Origin of the sequence: Oceanobacillus alkalisoli, assembly GCF_021556485.1 — a bacterium.
Taxonomy (GTDB): domain Bacteria; phylum Bacillota; class Bacilli; order Bacillales; family Amphibacillaceae; genus Oceanobacillus; species Oceanobacillus alkalisoli.
This window is the reverse complement of record NZ_JAKGBW010000001.1, coordinates 115,135-132,098: the sequence shown is the minus strand read 5'-3', so window position 1 is coordinate 132,098 and position 16,964 is coordinate 115,135. Positions and strand designations below refer to the sequence as shown.

General features: G+C 39.6%; 17 protein-coding genes. 16 read left to right on the top strand and 1 reads right to left on the bottom strand.

Going from position 1 to position 16,964, the window contains the following annotated elements; all coding sequences use genetic code 11:
* Positions 1-5 precede the first annotated feature (5 nt).
* The 13 genes from LZD48_RS00765 (at position 6) to LZD48_RS00705 (ending at position 13,365) form a co-directional block, all read left to right on the top strand.
* Positions 6-842: a superoxide dismutase gene (locus LZD48_RS00765; RefSeq protein WP_235760825.1), complete on the top strand. Its 837-nt coding sequence runs from the start codon at positions 6-8 to the stop codon at positions 840-842.
* A gap of 74 nt (positions 843-916) precedes the next feature.
* The gene (locus LZD48_RS00760) at positions 917-1,813 is read left to right on the top strand and encodes a D-alanyl-D-alanine carboxypeptidase family protein (protein ID WP_235760824.1); all 897 of its coding nucleotides are present in this window, start codon (positions 917-919) and stop codon (positions 1,811-1,813) included.
* Positions 1,807-2,391, top strand: coding sequence for a nucleoside recognition domain-containing protein (locus LZD48_RS00755; protein WP_235760823.1), 585 nt, complete (start codon positions 1,807-1,809; stop codon positions 2,389-2,391). The genes LZD48_RS00760 and LZD48_RS00755 overlap by 7 nt, the downstream gene beginning before the upstream one ends.
* Before the next feature lies 1 nt (position 2,392).
* The gene (locus LZD48_RS00750) at positions 2,393-2,923 is read left to right on the top strand and encodes a spore maturation protein (protein ID WP_235760822.1); all 531 of its coding nucleotides are present in this window, start codon (positions 2,393-2,395) and stop codon (positions 2,921-2,923) included.
* Positions 2,924-3,088: 165 nt separating this feature from the next.
* A complete protein-coding gene (locus LZD48_RS00745) occupies positions 3,089-3,811 on the top strand; it encodes a pseudouridine synthase (protein WP_305082617.1) in 723 nt (240 codons plus the stop codon).
* A 76-nt stretch (positions 3,812-3,887) separates the two neighbouring features.
* Entirely contained in the window at positions 3,888-4,460 is a 573-nt protein-coding gene (gene resA / locus LZD48_RS00740) for a thiol-disulfide oxidoreductase ResA (RefSeq protein WP_235760821.1), read from the top strand.
* 96 nt (positions 4,461-4,556) lie between these two features.
* A complete protein-coding gene (resB, locus tag LZD48_RS00735) occupies positions 4,557-6,197 on the top strand; it encodes a cytochrome c biogenesis protein ResB (RefSeq protein WP_235760820.1) in 1,641 nt (546 codons plus the stop codon).
* A 45-nt stretch (positions 6,198-6,242) separates the two neighbouring features.
* Positions 6,243-7,433 carry a c-type cytochrome biogenesis protein CcsB gene (gene ccsB, locus LZD48_RS00730; protein WP_235760819.1) on the top strand — a complete coding sequence of 397 codons (1,191 nt, stop codon included), beginning with the start codon at positions 6,243-6,245 and terminating at the stop codon, positions 7,431-7,433.
* Positions 7,434-8,152: 719 nt separating this feature from the next.
* Entirely contained in the window at positions 8,153-8,872 is a 720-nt protein-coding gene (locus LZD48_RS00725) for a response regulator transcription factor (protein WP_235760818.1), read from the top strand.
* Positions 8,872-10,641, top strand: coding sequence for an ATP-binding protein (locus LZD48_RS00720; protein ID WP_235760817.1), 1,770 nt, complete (start codon positions 8,872-8,874; stop codon positions 10,639-10,641). Before LZD48_RS00725 ends, LZD48_RS00720 begins: the two co-directional genes overlap by 1 nt.
* Positions 10,642-10,665: 24 nt before the next feature.
* A complete protein-coding gene (locus LZD48_RS00715; protein ID WP_235760816.1) occupies positions 10,666-11,079 on the top strand; it encodes a DUF4430 domain-containing protein in 414 nt (137 codons plus the stop codon).
* 632 nt (positions 11,080-11,711) lie between these two features.
* Complete coding sequence (locus LZD48_RS00710) at positions 11,712-12,263, top strand: sigma-70 family RNA polymerase sigma factor (protein WP_235760815.1); 552 nt, start codon at positions 11,712-11,714, stop codon at positions 12,261-12,263.
* Positions 12,244-13,365: an RsiX family anti-sigma factor gene (locus LZD48_RS00705; protein ID WP_235760814.1), complete on the top strand. Its 1,122-nt coding sequence runs from the start codon at positions 12,244-12,246 to the stop codon at positions 13,363-13,365. Before LZD48_RS00710 ends, LZD48_RS00705 begins: the two co-directional genes overlap by 20 nt.
* A 98-nt stretch (positions 13,366-13,463) precedes the next feature.
* Here the strand turns inward: LZD48_RS00705 and LZD48_RS00700 are convergent, their stop codons facing one another.
* Positions 13,464-13,697: a ferredoxin gene (locus LZD48_RS00700; protein WP_235760813.1), complete on the bottom strand. Its 234-nt coding sequence runs from the start codon at positions 13,695-13,697 to the stop codon at positions 13,464-13,466.
* 86 nt (positions 13,698-13,783) lie between these two features.
* Between LZD48_RS00700 and LZD48_RS00695 the strand changes: the two genes are divergently transcribed.
* The 3 genes from LZD48_RS00695 to LZD48_RS00685 are packed head-to-tail and all read left to right on the top strand — an operon-like array spanning position 13,784 to position 16,962.
* A complete protein-coding gene (locus LZD48_RS00695) occupies positions 13,784-14,866 on the top strand; it encodes a YpbB family protein (RefSeq protein ID WP_235760812.1) in 1,083 nt (360 codons plus the stop codon).
* Positions 14,859-16,409 (top strand): RecQ family ATP-dependent DNA helicase, encoded by a 1,551-nt coding sequence (locus tag LZD48_RS00690; RefSeq protein WP_235760811.1) that lies wholly within the window; start codon positions 14,859-14,861, stop codon positions 16,407-16,409. Before LZD48_RS00695 ends, LZD48_RS00690 begins: the two co-directional genes overlap by 8 nt.
* Positions 16,396-16,962, top strand: a complete 567-nt coding sequence (locus tag LZD48_RS00685) for a CPBP family intramembrane glutamic endopeptidase (protein WP_235760810.1) — start codon at positions 16,396-16,398, stop codon at positions 16,960-16,962. Before LZD48_RS00690 ends, LZD48_RS00685 begins: the two co-directional genes overlap by 14 nt.
* Positions 16,963-16,964: the final 2 nt, after the last annotated feature.

Below are 16,964 nucleotides of genomic sequence, written 5' to 3'. Positions count from 1 at the left end.
TTTGTATGAATAAAATGCATTTACGAGCGCTAAAAAAGTGGAGTGATGATGTAAAGGAAACGATACAAATGGAAGAATTACCGGAGGAAATGCGACATACTTGGGTAAGCTGGGATGAGGAAATTCAAGCTTTTCTTAAAACTGGTGTGGAACAGAATCAACTAATAAAGATCCAAAACCAAGGAGAAGAATTACGACAACATTTAATGGCCTCTGCAAAAGAATCAGTTCGTCAGGATTATGCAAATCATGTTCTTCCAGCGCTTCCATACGCCTACAATGCACTTGAACCTTATATTAGTGAAGAAATTATGAGGCTTCACCACCTTGTGCATCATCAGGCTTATGTGGATGGATTAAATAAAGCTGAAGAAGAGATATACTACGAGAATCATGAACCAGATATGTTGAGGCATTGGTTACGAGAGCAAGCTTTCAACGGTTCAGGACACTTGCTTCACTCGGTTTTTTGGCAGAATATGACTCCCTATTCAGCCAAGGTACCAAGTAAACAAATCGCCCAAGCAATTAATAGAGATTTTGGTTCATTCGCTCATTTTAAAGAGCAATTTACAAATGTTGCAAAAAGTATACAGGGGCCAGGGTGGGCTGCCTTATTATACGATCCGGTCAATCATCGGCTTGTTATCGAATCGATTGAGGAGCATCAGAATAATCAACTTGTTTCCATGATTCCGCTTCTCGTTCTTGATATATGGGAGCATGCGTATTATTTACAATATAAAACGGGAAAAGCGGATTACATTGATGCATGGTGGAATGTTGTAAATTGGGAAGATGTCAACAACCGTCTCTTAAGTGCGATGAATAGCCGTGACTAAGTTCAGTTTTGTCATATATAGAAAACCTTCCTGCATAGAATGAAATAAAGAAATATGCTAGGAGGCAAGTTCGCATGCGATTATTCTCAGGCTTTATCCTATGTGCTTTTCTTTTTTTCTTTTCGGCTGAAAATGGACAAGCGGCCCCAGATGTATCAGCTGCACAAGCAATCTTAATGGATGCGGAGAGTGGGCACGTTTTATTCGAAAAAGATGCATATGAAGCAAGACCAATTGCGAGCATTACGAAAATCATGACCGCAATTCTTGCGATTGAATCCGGGAAAATGGATGAGGAGACAATTATTTCAAGAAATGCAATTTACACAGAAGGCTCATCCATTTATCTTGAACAGGGAGAAAAAATGAAAATTCAAGACCTTGTCTATGGATTGATGCTTCGCTCAGGAAACGATGCGGCCGTCGCAATTGCTGAGCATATTGGGGAGAGCGAAGAAGGCTTTGTCTATTTGATGAACGAAAAGGCGAAATGGCTAGGAATGAATCAAACGAATTTCACAAATCCACATGGTCTAGATAATGAGGAGCATTATTCAAGTGCCTACGATATGGCAATATTAACGAAAGACGCAATGAGAAACAAAGAGTTTCAAGAGATAAGCGGCAGTACAAGCTATTTATCGGAGAGCCGCTCCTACAGTTGGCAAAATAAACATAAGCTCGTGACAGGATACTATACGAAGGCGACAGGGGGGAAGACCGGTTATACGAGACGGACCGGAAGAACGTTAGTAACGACTGCAGAAGAAAATGGGCATTCTTTAATCGTCGTAACTTTAGATGCTGGAAATGACTGGAATGATCATATCGCTTTATTTGAATGGGGTTTTGAAAAATTAACGGAAGAAAGTCTTGAAAAAGAGACTGATGTAAAAGAAACGACAGGTAACAGTGTTCGATCTTTTTTATCCGAATTTTTACGTAAAGTGGCAGGGATCCAGTCATGGTGAATTTAATCTGGGCATTGATGGCGATTGTCGGAATCCTTTATGCAATGTTGAATGGTACGATGGACAAGGTAAATAAAGCAATCATTGAAAGTGCCAATGAAGCGGTTACGCTATCGATCGGTTTGATCAGCATTCTCGTTTTCTGGCTGGGCGTAATGAAAATAGCGGAAGCAGCAGGCGTACTTAAGCTAATTACAAAATTGATGCGTCCACTTATTATAAAAATCTTTCCAGAGATACCAAAGGATCATCCGGCCATGGGGTATATCCTTTCCAATTTCACTGCCAATTTTTTCGGTTTAGGTAACGCTGCAACCCCGTTAGGTATTAAAGCGATGCAAGAAATGAAAAACTTAAGTAAGTCTGATACTGCATCCAGGTCGATGATAACCTTTCTGGCTATCAATACATCAAGTTTGACACTTATTCCCACTACTGTCATTGCTATCCGGATGCAATATAACTCGGCCTCACCTACAGAAATCGTCGGCACAACGTTAATTGCATCGATTGCCGGTGTTACGAGTGCTGTTCTAATTGATCGCTATTACTATAATAAAGAGTCACGGAGGAAATAGGATGAGTTGGATGACGACAATAAGTGTATGGATCATCCCTTGTTTTTTACTGATCGTATTAATCACGGCCTCTTGGAAAAAGCTTCCTAGTTATGAACTGTTTGTGGAAGGAGGGAAGGAAGGTGTCAAATTGGCATTTTCTTTACTTCCTTTTTTAGTAGGTATGATTGTGGCAATAACGATTTTAAGAAGTTCTGGAGCACTGGGTGCATTGATCGGATTGCTGACTCCTGTACTTACTTTTATTGGAGTTCCGCCTGAAGTCTTACCCCTCGCGCTCATCAGACCAATTTCAGGTACGGCGGCACTTGGCATGACAGCAGAACTGATCCAAACGTACGGACCGGATTCCTTTATTGGAAGACTGGCTTCTACCATGCAGGGGAGTACAGATACGACATTGTATATTCTAACCATTTATTTTGGTGCGGTTGGAATAAAAAAGATGCGTTACGCACTTAAGGTTGGACTATTAGCGGATCTGGTTGGTATAATTGTTGCGATAATAATAGTTAGTATCGTATTTGGATAAGCTAATTTGTAGCGTTTAATCTAGGTTAAACGCTATTATTGTTTTATCAGGCATTAACGGTCTGTAAAATCCTTAGTTTTAAGCATGAGAGCAGCCCAAAATGTGAATAAAGTTTCACTTTATGGTGGTAAATCGAAAAAAATACTTTTTAGGATGATGAAAAGCATGGCATTGGAAAGATTACAAAAGGTTATAGCTCAAAGTGGCCTTACTTCAAGAAGGAAAGCGGAACAATTAATTGTGGATGGTAAGGTGAAAGTAAATAATCAAGTGGTTACGGAACTGGGTACGAAAGTTTCCCCTCAAGATGAAATTGAGGTGGAAGGTGTGCCGATCGAGAAGGAAGCGCACGTGTACTATATGTTATATAAGCCTAGGGGCATCATTTCAAGTGTAAAGGATGATAAAGGAAGAAAGACCGTCCTTGATTTTTTTCCGGAAGTCGAGGAGCGAATATACCCGGTTGGAAGACTTGACTATGACAGTTCCGGCTTAATTCTTTTAACGAATGATGGGGATTTTGCAAATGCGCTCATGCATCCAAGCTATGGTTTGGAGAAGGTTTATGTTGCAAAATTGAAGGGCATTCCTAGTAAACAAGAGTTGGCAAAATTGATAAAAGGTGTAACGGCAGAAAGGGACCTATTGAAGGCAGTCCGATATAACATTTTATCTGCAGATCGAAAAAAAGATACAATGATACTGGAATTAACATTGGTAGAAGGAAAGAATCGCCATGTGCGGAGAATGATGGAAGCGCTCGGCTACCCTGTTCAGAAATTAAAAAGGGAAAAATATGGATTTTTAACATTGGAAGGATTAGTCCCCGGCGAAACTAGAGCATTGACTCCTAAAGAAGTAAAACAACTAAAGAATAAACATAAGTAAAATTGTACCAGTTTAGACATAGAATTGTCGATTCTAACAATTGCTATAATGGTATAATACACGGGGAGTGATTGTCATGAGTATAGAAAAAGCAAAAAAGAGAAAGCAGCAAAAAAAGAGAAACAGGTTAATTTATAGAGGAGTCATCTTAGCAGTACTTGTTGGTGCACTTATTTTTGCCATAGTATCCAACTTGCAAAAAGATAATACGGTTTACCGTGCGGGTGATCCGGCACCAAACTTTCAGTTGACGCAAATCAGCGACAATAGTGATTTGGATACAGTACGTTTAAGTGATTACGAAGGCAAAGGAGTCATGTTGAACTTCTGGGCAACTTGGTGTAAACCGTGTGAAGCAGAGATGCCATATATGCAGGAGCTTTATCCAGAGTATAAAGATAAAGGAGTAGAGATTCTGGCTGTTAGCCTGGACACAACAGAACTTGTCGTTGATCGCTTCATCGATCGCTATAGTCTGACATTCCCTATTCCTCATGACAAAAATAATGAGATTAGGGATTTATATAAAGTTGGGCCAATACCTAGTACCTTCTTCATTAATCCGGACGGGGAAATTGAGGAAGTAGTGAATGGTGCTTTAACATTGGACCGGCTGGAAGGATACTTAGAAGAAATAACACCAAATTAATAGACATGTTGGTCAATGTATCAGTTTAACTACATGACATTTTTCATGATAATATGTTTATTCCAGATTTGGTAAAGACAACTGTGAGGGATACAAATGAACAAGATCAAATGTGAATGTGGTCATATCAATCCAGAGGGAACCGTCCTCTGTGAAGCATGCGGAAAGCCGATAGAAGGGAATCAGCATATCGACGGTAATGATCAGAAGAAATTGCTCAACATGAGATATGAAGGATCTGCACGCCGTTCACAGACTTACCGGAGATCATTTGTCGATAAAGTCTGGAGTTTTTTCTCTTCTGTTAAAGTGGGAGTCTGGCTCATCGTTATTGCGCTAGTCGCTTCCACGCTTGGTACGCTTTTTCCGCAACAGCAATTCATACCGCAGAACGCTATATCAAGAGATCCAGCAATCTATTACGAAGATCAGTTTGGTTTTATTGGTAAAATCTATTATTTACTCGGGTTCCACGAGATGTATAGTGCTTGGTGGTATTTGCTATTACTAGGTTTAATAGGTGTCTCTTTAGTTATTTGTAGTTTAGACCGTTTTATACCTTTATACAAAGCATTAAAGATACAAAAACCACGACGCCATGAAACGTTCTTGAACAGACAGCGTTTGTACAGTGAAACAGAAGAAGTCAGTGATGCTGAGATTGAACAAGTAAAAGAAAAATTGAAGAAACAACGTTATCGAATAACAGAACAGAACGGACATATTCTAGCTGAAAAAGGCAGGTTTTCAAGGTGGGGACCTTATGTCAACCACATTGGACTTATCATCATTTTGCTTGCGGCAATATTACGGACGACGCCAATAATGTTTACAGATGAGTATGTGTGGGTGAGAGAGGGAGAAACACTCGTTATCCCTGGAACAAAGGGAGAATACTATATTGAAAACAAAAAGTTCCATCTGGATATGCATGACCCAGAGGATGAACGATTTAAAGATGCAATCGAAAAATCTGGAATGGTGGAAAGTAATTTCCAAACGGATGCTGTCATTTATAAAGATGCAAATGAGGATGTACCAGGTGCTGAACCAGAGCTTGAACATGTTTTAACCGAATCCATTCAAATGAATAAACCTGCAAAATTTGACGGCTATACGCTTTATCAACAAGGTTATCAGCAGAATGAGTTCAGCAGCATGACTTTTAAAATCCATGAAACAGCCGATGAGGAAGAGACTGCCATCGATTCTTTCACTATTGATTTATTCAATCCGGAATCAGAATACATACTGGATAATGGTTTTCGGGTAGCGATTGATCAATATTATCCAGATTATTATTTAGCAGAAGATGGAACACCGGCTTCCGAAACGAATTATCCGAGAAACCCGGCATTCGTCCTACTTGTCTATCCGCCGGACGAAACGGAACCGGAAATAAGTTTCCTTGGTATCGGTAGAAATATTGATGCAACTGGGGAAAACGATTATAAAATCGCCATACAAGATTTCGATACCCATTATGTTAGTGGATTGACATTACGAGTGGACCATACATTGATTTTCTTTGGAATTGGCGCGGCTATCTTTATGATTGGCGTCATTCAAGGAATGTACTGGCAACACCGCAGAGTATGGCTCCATCCGAAAGATGATGGTGTATTACTCGCTGCCCATACGAACAAGAACTGGTTTGGCCTATCGAAAGATATAGAGAAAGCGATTGAACAAACGAATATAAAAATGGTTGAAGATAGACAGGAACTGGATAAATAGAATGTTTATTTGTCCGGTCTGCTAACTTCTCTAGGAGGGTGTTTGATGGATTTATTCAATCTGAGCGGTAATATGCTTTTTGCTGCTTTTATCTTATATTTGATTGCAACGTTATTTTTCGGAGCGACTATTCGGGAAAAACGTAAGAAAGGAAACAAAAAAGAAGTCGCAGGAAATATTGCAATCACCATTACAATACTTGGATTCTTGGCACAACTAACGTACTTCTTTACAAGATGGATGGCAAGTGGTCATGCGCCGCTTGGAAACATGTTTGAATTTGTAACATTCCTCGGGATGGCGATGGTTCTTGCATTCATTATTATCTATTTTATTTATCGACTCGGCTTTTTAGGGCTCTTTGCCTTACCAATTGCAATGCTAATTATTGCTTATGCGAGCATGTTCCCGTCAGAAGTAGCTCCGTTAGTGCCATCACTAAATAGTTATTGGCTCTGGATTCATGTTTCAACAGTTGCAATCGGACAAGGTATTTTATTTATCAGTTTCGTTGCCGGATTAATGTATCTTATTAAAGAGATTGACCAGACGAAGCGGACGAAACGAAATACATGGCTAGAAATCGTTGTGTATACATTGTTTTTAGTCATTGGTTTTATCGTTATCACCTCTGTATTTAACGTTGCGGGTTATAAAGCAACATTTGAATATCAAGATGGAACACAAATTTTCGAGACAGAGTACCACCTCCCGGCAATTGCTGCACCGAATAATGGAGTGCTCGTTACAGATGGTGTAGTGGAGCCATTGTTCGAAGCGCCGTCCTGGATGCAAGGGGAAGATGCTGGCAGGAAGTTTAATACGGTCATCTGGTCGCTATTGACCGGAACACTCATCTATGGAATTACCGTACTTATTTTAAGAAAACGTGTTGCTGCTGCAATTCAGCCTTTACTGCGCAGTGTGAAAGCGGACCTTCTTGATGAGATTATGTATCGTGCTGTTGCCATTGGGTTTCCGGTCTTTACCCTTGGAGGATTGATATTTGCTGCAATTTGGGCACAAATCGCCTGGGGCAGATTCTGGGGCTGGGATCCGAAAGAAGTATGGGCGCTTATTACATGGTTCTTCTATGCTGCCTTCCTGCACTTGCGGTTATCTCGCGGATGGCACGGCGAGAAATCAGGTTGGCTTGCTGTTATAGGTTTCGGTATCATTATGTTTAACCTGATTGTCGTGAACCTCGTCCTTTCTGGATTACACTCTTACGCTTAATAAATGACGAAATAACCAAAGAGACAAAAGCACCGCTTTCTTTAGAATCCGGCTGCCTTTGTCTCTTTTCTTATACATTTATTACAGTTTCGTTTATAATGATTGTTAGAGTTTTTTATTACGTACTTAATTCTCGCACCTGCTAAGCGGCCGGCAAGCCTCCTCGCGCTGAGCACTAAGGGGTCTCGCCAGGCCTACCTCCGAACAGGAAGTTCTAATGCCGGCGTTGGTCACAGGACGTGACCGTTTTTAGCCGGCCTCACGCAGGAGTCTCGAGGTGTCTGGACTGCTACCAGGAAAGGCCATATTAGGATCACTGTTTAATGTACTGGAAAAGTATAATCCTTATCGTGACGGAATAATTTATATTTAAAATAATCATCTCTACCAGTTCAGTTGCCCGGTGGACGGTGACTCCTGCGGGAACAGCACGAACCTGGAGACCCCTTAGTGCTCAGCCCGAGGAGCTCTAGCAGTGCCTAAGGATGCGCATCCGTCCACCGGGCAACTGAACGGCGATTAGAAATCCAATCTAGAGAATGCGCAGAATACTTACGCTGAATGAAAGTGATCAGTAATTCCTTTTGGTTAGTTTTGAAAAGTTATACGAAGGAATAGCTAATTATTTTAGTGTGAAGATTGAGTTGTGTACAAGGTTTTTGTAATAATTGAGACTAGTGGAATATGTCAAAGATTAGAGATTGTGGGGGAATTTATTCATGGAAACAGATGTAAGAATTTTAGTAGTTGATGATGAAGAAAGGATTCGTCGTCTTGTGCGAATGTACCTGGAAAGAGAAAACTACCAAATTGATGAAGCAGCGAATGGCCGTGAAGCATTGGATATGGCTTTAGAAGAAGATTATGACTGTATTGTTCTTGATCTCATGATGCCAGAGATGGACGGGATTGAAGTGTGTGAAGAATTACGAAAGCACAAGTCTACTCCAGTCATTATGTTAACGGCAAAGGGAGAGGAGTCTAACCGGGTACAAGGCTTTGAAGTTGGTGCTGATGATTATATTGTGAAGCCATTCAGTCCCCGCGAAGTTGTTTTACGGGTAAAAGCAATTTTAAGAAGGGTTACCTCTTCTACCTTTACAAATGCAGATGGTTCAGCTAGGGATGTGCTCGTTTATCCACATCTAACGATTGATCATGATGCGCACCGGGTTACTGCTGATGGTGAAGAAGTGAACTTGACGCCTAAAGAGTATGAATTACTTTGTTTCCTCGCTAAGTCACCTGATAAGGTGTATAACCGGGAAATCTTGCTGAAAGAAGTATGGCAATATGAGTTCTTTGGTGATTTGCGTACAGTAGATACGCATGTCAAGCGGCTGAGAGAGAAGTTAAGTTCTGTGTCCAATAAGGCTGCAAAGATGATTGTTACGGTCTGGGGTGTCGGTTATAAATTTGAGGTCGTTGAGGACGAATAATGGTATGGCGTAATAATATTGTTGTTAAACTGGCACTAACGATTATCCTTCTCGTTTTTATTGTCTTATTTATTCTGTTTATGCTATTAATGCAGTTCTTTGAGAACTTCTATATAAATGAGGCAGAAGAAGATATGATGGAAACAGCTGCTAGGGTTGCAACCATTATCGATCAGCAGGATAATCGCCGTTTTATTCATGAAACGGCTGAATTGATTAAAGATCCAGCAAGCAGGATTGCAATTGTTTACCCGACAGGGGACTACTGGTTGTCGATGAGCAGCGATAGTGAACTTAGTGCAATCGATTTGGACTGGATTCAGGATGAATCAGAGCTCTCTGAAGTAATCACGCTGGAACGGGAAGTACAAAAACTGATCGTATTGCCAGATGATACAACGGCTGCGATTATCGTCGGTCAGCCGCTCCTCGATGATGGTGCTGTCTATATATACCAATCTCTTGATGTCGTCAATCAGACAAAGGCAGAAACACAGAAGATTATCTTAATTGCTGCAGGATTCGCTATTGTGTTTACCGTATTTTTTGCAGTTTTTCTTTCAACCCGTATAACGTCACCATTGATTAAAATGCGAGAAGCAGCAGCCGACTTGACTCAAGGAGAATTTAATACAAAAGTGCCTGTTTTAACCCATGATGAGCTTGGAGATTTGGCAAGGGAATTCAACCGGATGGGAAGACAGCTTAAATTTCATATTAATGCTGTTAGTCAAGAGAAGGAGCAACTTGCTAGTATTGTGAAATCAATGGCAGATGGGGTTATCACCCTTAATCGTAATGAAGATATTATTGTAATTAATCCCCCTGCTGAGAAGTATATTGAGGACTGGTACTTTGAAAGAAATATTGCCCCTGATGCAAACCAACAAAAGTTACCGGATGAATTAAAAGAGGCTTTGGAGAAAGTGATTAAAGGCGAAATGGAAGTTATCCGTGAAACACATCTGCAAGGAAGAGATTATGTGATGCTGATGACGCCATTATATGATGAAGACTATGTCCGTGGCGCGGTCGCTGTAATTCGAGATATGACAGAAGAACGGAGGCTGGATAAGCTGCGGAAAGATTTTATCGCAAATGTTTCCCATGAGCTGCGTACACCAATCGCGATGTTGCAAGGATACAGTGAAGCGATTGTTGATGATGTAGCGGAATCTAAGCAGGAAAAAAATGAACTCGCTGCAATCATTCATGATGAATCATTACGGATGAGCAGACTTGTTAATGAATTACTGGATCTAGCACGAATGGAAGCTGGGCATATCCAGTTAAACTTGGAAACCGTGCAAGTGGAATCTTATATTGATCGAATCATTAAGAAGTTCCAGCGTGTTGCTGAGGAAAATCAAGTCGAAGTAAACCTGTCGATGGACGTGACAACAGATCAGGCAACATTTGATTTAGACAGAGTCGAACAAGTCTTTACGAACCTGATTGATAATGCCATTCGCCATACGGATGAACAAGGTTATGTCCAAATTAAAGTAATTGCAAATGAAAAGGAATTTATTGCGGAAGTCGCAGATAATGGCAGCGGTATTCCGAAAGAGGACTTACCATTTGTCTTTGAACGCTTCTATAAAGCCGATAAGTCAAGGACAAGGAATAAAGAAAAGAAAGGAACAGGACTTGGACTTGCAATCGCGAAAAATATTATTGATGCCCATCAGGGTACGATCCGCGTGAATAGCAAATTACAACAAGGAACAACCTTTACATTTACCATTCCTCAGTCTAAACAGAAATAGATAACAAAGTGAGGTTAGTTACACATGAATAAAAAGTTGATAAACATTTTCGTCCTATTTACTGTTTTCCTATTCCTTGCTGCGTGTGGAAGTAGTAATGAAGAGACGAATACAACCGTAAGTACAAATGAAACGGGCGAAACAGACAGTGTACCAGAGAATGCTGTTCGCCTAACAATTTCAATTAATGACGGCGAACAATTTATTAACGAACAGCAAGTAGAAATTGAAGAAAGCGCCAATTTGCTAGAAGTACTTGATGAAACATTTTATATCGAAACCGATGGAGAAGATGTAATCACTTCAATCGAGCGGGTGCAAGCCAGCGAAGAAGAAGGTACAAGTTGGCACTTATTCGTAAACGACGAATTATCCGATGTACCAGCTAAAGATTACACACTAAACGGCGGCGACCGAATCACACTCGATTTGCAATAAACAGATAGAAAAAGGTTGGGACATACATCAAAGTATTGTTCCAACCTTTTTATTATCCTATAATTGAGACGACGTACAGACTACTTTGCTAAAACACTCCATTTTCGGACTTGAAAATAAGAATCCAAATTATTTTATAATGGAATGAATTTCATAATTACCAAAGTCGGCTTTCCCATCACCATATGTCGTTGGGAACGAACCAACTCAACTACATATGGTGATGGTGAAGCATTAAATACGTATTATGAAATTCATTAAATGGTTTTCAAAATAAAATATGGATTGCTTTCATTCAGCGTAAGTGTGTCAAACTCCGAAACTTTCTACTGGAGGTCCGCAGTCCAGACACCTCTCGCACCTGCTGAGCGGTCGGCAAGCCTCCTCGCGCTGAGCACTAAGGGGTCTCGCCAGACCTCCTGGAGGAGTCTCGAGGTGTCTGGACTGCTACCAGGAAATACCAAATTTAGATCATTGTTTATTATTCCAAAGATATAATTTTTATCATGATATAACACTGGAATATATGCGATTAGAACTCCAGTCTAGAGAACGCGCAAAACATTTACGCTGAATGAAAGTGAAACATTTTCGGTCGGGATAACGTCTAATGGCAGGAATGGGGGAAGCTGATGAAGGCTCTGTTTAATCGTTTTTACGAAACATATCATCAAGACATTTATAATTATGTCTTTTACATGGTCAAAGATAAAACAATAACAGAAGATATCGTCCAGGAAGTATATATTCGTGTCATTAAATCCTATGACCGGTTTCGTGGGGACAGCAGTGAAAAAACATGGGCATTCTCCATCGCCAGGCATATTGTGTTTGATCACTTCAGGAAACAAAAACGAAAGCGAAAAGTTACAAACGAAACCATTGATTTGGATGACATGACTGAGTTCATTCCTGCTAGAGAAACCACACCAGATGAAGCGATCATCCACCAGGAAGATGTTGCGTTAATGTATCAGCTACTTGATCAATGCAGCGTAAATCAGAAGCAAGTTGTTATTCTTCGCTACATACAACATCATAGTCTAAAAGAGACGGCAGAAATTCTAGATTTGACGGTGAGTAATGTGAAAACTTTGCAACACCGTGCAATCAAAAAGTTGAAAAGTTTACTTGATGAAGAGAAGGCGAAAGGAGGGATAATGGATGACGAAACGCGACGATAAGCAGATTATTGACCTGCTGGAAAACTTGCCCAAGCATAACGACGAGCGATCAAAAGAAGAGATATATGAACAAATAGCCTTGCAGTTCAGCGAAAATCCGCACAATAAAAAAAAGAAATTCATTCCCTATTTTTCTGTTTCCGCAATTTTACTTTGCCTTTTAAGCTTACCTTTCCTTTTTCATAACGCAACTGAACAATCATCTATGGAAAGGAGAAATGCAACGGAGGAGGTAAGCCTTGATATTGAAAGTGAAACATTCCATGATTCTGCCCAGCAACATGAAGAATCGGAGCGTTTTGGTGAAAGGGAACAGCAGGAAGCATCTCTCATTACGGAAGATGTGCTTACTGAAGTCCCAGCTGACAAGGAAATCATCCATTTTGCCATTCATGATGAAACCATGCAATATATTATCCCGTTGACCTTTCTTGTACCTGAAGAAGCAAATATGGAGAGGTATTACACAAAGCTGGATGAAATATTAGAGATTTACCAACTTTATCCGGAAAACTTTCTATTAAAGGACATCGAGTTTGCAATCGATTTTGATACGAAACAAGCTGTCTTGACTGGGCAGAATCGGTTGCTTAAAGCGACAGGGTCCAGCGATTTACTGTCACACTTATTGAGTGAAATGTTTCTGCCATATGGTATTGATAAGGTAAGAATCATAAATGAACTGAATGAAATGGAGCAAATAATTGATTTGTCTTCCCATCGCACGCAACGGGTGAGCTATTTACTTTATGAGGAAAGCTATATTATTGTTCCACAAGATCATGATACAACAGTAAGAGAGGCGATGCTTGCGTTAAAAGAGATGCAACGTGATGCTTCCATCAATTCAGTCATGGATGAAAATATTGAATTCACAGTGGAAGATGCAGATGAAACAGTCATAGTCGAGTTTGCCGAAGAAACCATTCAAGAAGAAGATGTAACGAAACAAATGATTGAGGCAATATTGCTGACTGCAAAAAGTTATGGATACGAAGATGTCCAATTCATCCACTTACCAATCAAGCAATTGAGGAACTATCATTTCGACAATCCAATCCCTGTGCCGGTTGCTGTAAATGTCATTGCTGAAATAGAATGAGCGCGGTGAGAATCTTGCTTGATCCTCACCGCGCCCATCTAACAAGTGAAACATTTGGCTGTTATGTGTGATTTTACTATAATATAATTGGAGTAAAATCAATTATTTCCCGTTTGAAACGGTTTCTTGCTAATATGAATGGACAAGGAAGGACAAGCATCATAGGCATCGAGAAGATCGTCTCGAAATCTTCTTTTTATCTTTTTTGTGCCGGTATTGCCATCAACCTTTACATAAGACAGCCCTTCTTCATTATAGCCGAACAACTTCGGTGCATTTGCCCCGCAATTTCCACAAGCTATACAAGTATCCTGATTCACGATAACATACATTTACGAAGCCTCCCGAATAAACACTTTCTATTGTAAAACGGTTCACGTATAATTTCAAATAGGTGGCCAGATTGGATGTGAAATAGTTGATTTTTAACGGTATCATTTTAACCGCCGCAAAACAGATTAAACAAGAGAGAAGCACATCAAGCATTTATCATTTACTAACCGGCAGCAGGAACATCCAAACCTTGCAAGATGCACATATTTATTCTAATCAAGCATTCTATGGAATTTATAAAGGATTAAAGAAACAAAGCTTTGATCAGAAAATAAATGAATTAATTCGAGCTGGTCACTTGGAAGAGACAGTTGATGAAAAAGGACGACAAGCAGTACGCTGTTTACCTGAGGGTGAGATGTGGCAAAGGAGTCATCAAGCAAGTATCCCTTATCATTACTTTCAAGGGATCCGCTATTATGATAAAGCTGAAATATTTTATAATAGATTATTATTACTCGTTCAAACATTAAGCAATACGAAAGAAAAGAACTTTTCATTCATCCCGGTCATTCATCAGCCGGAGACGGAACGATTTGTGCGATCTTTTTTTAAACAAATTAAGGAAAATGAAAAAGGTTATTTGAAAGCATTATATCTTGAACTTGAGCAGTTATTAGCTGACTTTCAAGAAGAAGAAGCTCGGTTATTTGTTGACCGATTTTCGGGATATCAACATTATGGGAAAAGCCTTGATCAGCTTGCAGTCGATTATAAAAGAGAGGCAACGGATATCCATTTATTGTTAACCGGAATGATTCATATGTTGCTGTACAAAATTGAAACAGCCCAATCAGACTATCGTGCCTTATTCCCACTAATTGCTGATATTGGACAAACAGTAAAAATAGTCGGTTCAGCCGGACGGACGCATGATTTGTTCAAGCAAGGTCTTACACCTGAAGAAATATCACGCACAAGGAATTTAAAAGTAAATACAATTTATGATCATTTAGCTGAAATTGCGCTGTACGATCCTGTCTTTCCTTTTTCAGACTATGTATCTGAAAACGATGCGAAACAGATCTTGCAGGTAATCCAAGAGTCGAATTCCTTTAAGCTGAAGACGATTAAAGAGAAACTCCATCCCGAGATAAGTTTTTTCCAAATTCGTCTCATGCTTGTTTTTCACCATAAATTCAAGGAGGGAATAAGTAATAATGCATGAAACCCTTCGATTAGAAGAAGAACTCAAGAAGCATTTCCACTATCAAACGTTTCGACCAGGTCAACGGGAAATCATTCATGATGTACTGCAGGGAGAAAGCGTGCTCGGTATTTTGCCGACAGGATCAGGTAAATCTGTATGTTATCAATTGCCGGCCCTATTATTAGAAGGTCTCACAATAGTCATTTCTCCTTTAATATCATTAATGATAGACCAGGTAAAAGAATTAAAAGCGAAAAATTATAAAAGGGCCGTCGCTCTAAATAGTTTTGTCACCTATGCCGAAAGACAGTTGATAATGGAACAATTACATCACTATCAATTACTTTATATCTCACCTGAATTATTACAACAAGATCAAGTAATAAAGCGATTGTCGCAACTGAAAATCAGTTTATTTGTTATCGATGAAGCTCATTGTATTTCCCAGTGGGGACATGATTTCCGGCCGGATTATTTAAAGCTTGGAACTGTGATTCAGCGCCTCAACAATCCGCCTGTACTTGCTTTAAGTGCAACAGCAACCCCTGCTGTGCAAGCAGATATAATTAAAAGCTTGAACAGACCAGAAATCACAAAACGAATCTATCCGATGGACCGAGATAATTTAGCATTTGTCATCCAAGATGTATCCTCAGATCAGGAGAAGCTCGAATTATTAACTTTCTATCTTAAAAAACATTATGGCCCTGCGTTAATTTATTTCTCAAGCAGAATCCAAGCGGAAAATCTTGCGCATATTTTATCAGAGAAATTGCCGGAGCTTAATGTAGCTTTCTATCATGGCGGTATGGAGCCAATTGATAGAATTCAGATTCAACAACAATTCATGAATAATCAAATTGATGTGATTTGCTGTACGAGTGCATTTGGTATGGGAATTAATAAGCATAATATCCGCTTGATCATCCACTATCATCTACCATCCCAAATGGAAGCATATATCCAAGAGGTCGGAAGGGCGGGGAGAGATGGGAAACCAAGTATTTGTCTATTGCTTTATGGCCGCTACGATACTGCAATCCCGAAGAGTATTATTGAAAATGAATTACCAGAGTCTGGAGAAATCCGCGTGATTATGCAGCAGTTACAAATATGGGGTGAACAAGGAATTGAACTCACAAAAGAAACAATTAATACGTTATACGAACTCTTTCAAATGAGTGAAATAAAATGGAGATTTTTACGGTTTCATTTTGAAAAACATGGTATGATTAGAGGAAAGAAAGTTGTCTATCAAGCAGAACAATGGCGTAATATATATGATCATCTCGTAAACTGGATTCATTCACGGAGTCTCTATAAAATGCAAGAATTACAAGAGATGGTTAGCTGGGCTGAGTCAGCTGGTTGTTTACGGGAGCAACTGTATAAGAAGTTTCAATCAGGTTATGACACTCCAATCTTCGAATGCTGCAGCAACTGTGGAATTGACCTGGAACAATGGGAAACACAAGCCTTACTTCCTAGTCAGCGAAAGGAAACAGATTGGAGGTTAAAGCTCCAAAAGCTATTGCTTGGAGTAAAACATGAAGCGAAGTGAATTAATCAAACAATTGTCAGATCGAGAGTTAAAAATAAATCTCGTATTTTCGCAAGTGATATTTCTCGGAATTGCTCTTCTCTTAAGCTTCTTTTTATTTGATCATTTTAGTGATTGGGCAACGTTATTTATTTGGGATATACAGGAAGTAATTTATTTTGGTGCTTTACCGGCTTTGTGTATCGTCGGAATGGATTTACTATTAATGAGGATGCTTCCTGAATCTGCGTTTGATGATGGCGGGATAAATGAAAGGATATTCAGTTACAGATCCATTTCGTTTATTTTTAGTGTAGCTTTACTCGTAGCTGTTTCTGAAGAACTTTTATTCCGCGGTGTAATTCAGAGTACGTTCGGATATGTGCCAGCAAGCATATTGTTTGCAGTGGTTCACTTCCGTTATTTAAGAAAACCGGTATTATTTCTATCCGTACTGGTTGTTAGTCTTATAATAGGTTATCTATTTGTAATTACGGAGAATCTTTTCGTTACAATTACACTTCATTTTATAGTAGACTTTCTTTTAGGATTATTTATTCGCTTCAAAAAGTGAGG

Bases quoted from the DNA above. Each gene is read 5' to 3' on its own strand.
- LZD48_RS00765 (WP_235760825.1), top strand. From the start codon at position 6: ATGAATAAAATGCATTTACGAGCGCTAAAAAAGTGGAGTGATGATGTA.
- LZD48_RS00760 (WP_235760824.1), top strand. From the start codon at position 917: ATGCGATTATTCTCAGGCTTTATCCTATGTGCTTTTCTTTTTTTCTTT.
- LZD48_RS00755 (WP_235760823.1), top strand. From the start codon at position 1,807: ATGGTGAATTTAATCTGGGCATTGATGGCGATTGTCGGAATCCTTTAT.
- LZD48_RS00750 (WP_235760822.1), top strand. From the start codon at position 2,393: ATGAGTTGGATGACGACAATAAGTGTATGGATCATCCCTTGTTTTTTA.
- LZD48_RS00745 (WP_305082617.1), top strand. From the start codon at position 3,089: ATGGCATTGGAAAGATTACAAAAGGTTATAGCTCAAAGTGGCCTTACT.
- resA (WP_235760821.1), top strand. From the start codon at position 3,888: ATGAGTATAGAAAAAGCAAAAAAGAGAAAGCAGCAAAAAAAGAGAAAC.
- resB (WP_235760820.1), top strand. From the start codon at position 4,557: ATGAACAAGATCAAATGTGAATGTGGTCATATCAATCCAGAGGGAACC.
- ccsB (WP_235760819.1), top strand. From the start codon at position 6,243: ATGGATTTATTCAATCTGAGCGGTAATATGCTTTTTGCTGCTTTTATC.
- LZD48_RS00725 (WP_235760818.1), top strand. From the start codon at position 8,153: ATGGAAACAGATGTAAGAATTTTAGTAGTTGATGATGAAGAAAGGATT.
- LZD48_RS00720 (WP_235760817.1), top strand. From the start codon at position 8,872: ATGGTATGGCGTAATAATATTGTTGTTAAACTGGCACTAACGATTATC.
- LZD48_RS00715 (WP_235760816.1), top strand. From the start codon at position 10,666: ATGAATAAAAAGTTGATAAACATTTTCGTCCTATTTACTGTTTTCCTA.
- LZD48_RS00710 (WP_235760815.1), top strand. From the start codon at position 11,712: ATGAAGGCTCTGTTTAATCGTTTTTACGAAACATATCATCAAGACATT.
- LZD48_RS00705 (WP_235760814.1), top strand. From the start codon at position 12,244: ATGACGAAACGCGACGATAAGCAGATTATTGACCTGCTGGAAAACTTG.
- LZD48_RS00700 (WP_235760813.1), bottom strand. From the start codon at position 13,697: ATGTATGTTATCGTGAATCAGGATACTTGTATAGCTTGTGGAAATTGC.
- LZD48_RS00690 (WP_235760811.1), top strand. From the start codon at position 14,859: ATGCATGAAACCCTTCGATTAGAAGAAGAACTCAAGAAGCATTTCCAC.
- LZD48_RS00685 (WP_235760810.1), top strand. From the start codon at position 16,396: ATGAAGCGAAGTGAATTAATCAAACAATTGTCAGATCGAGAGTTAAAA.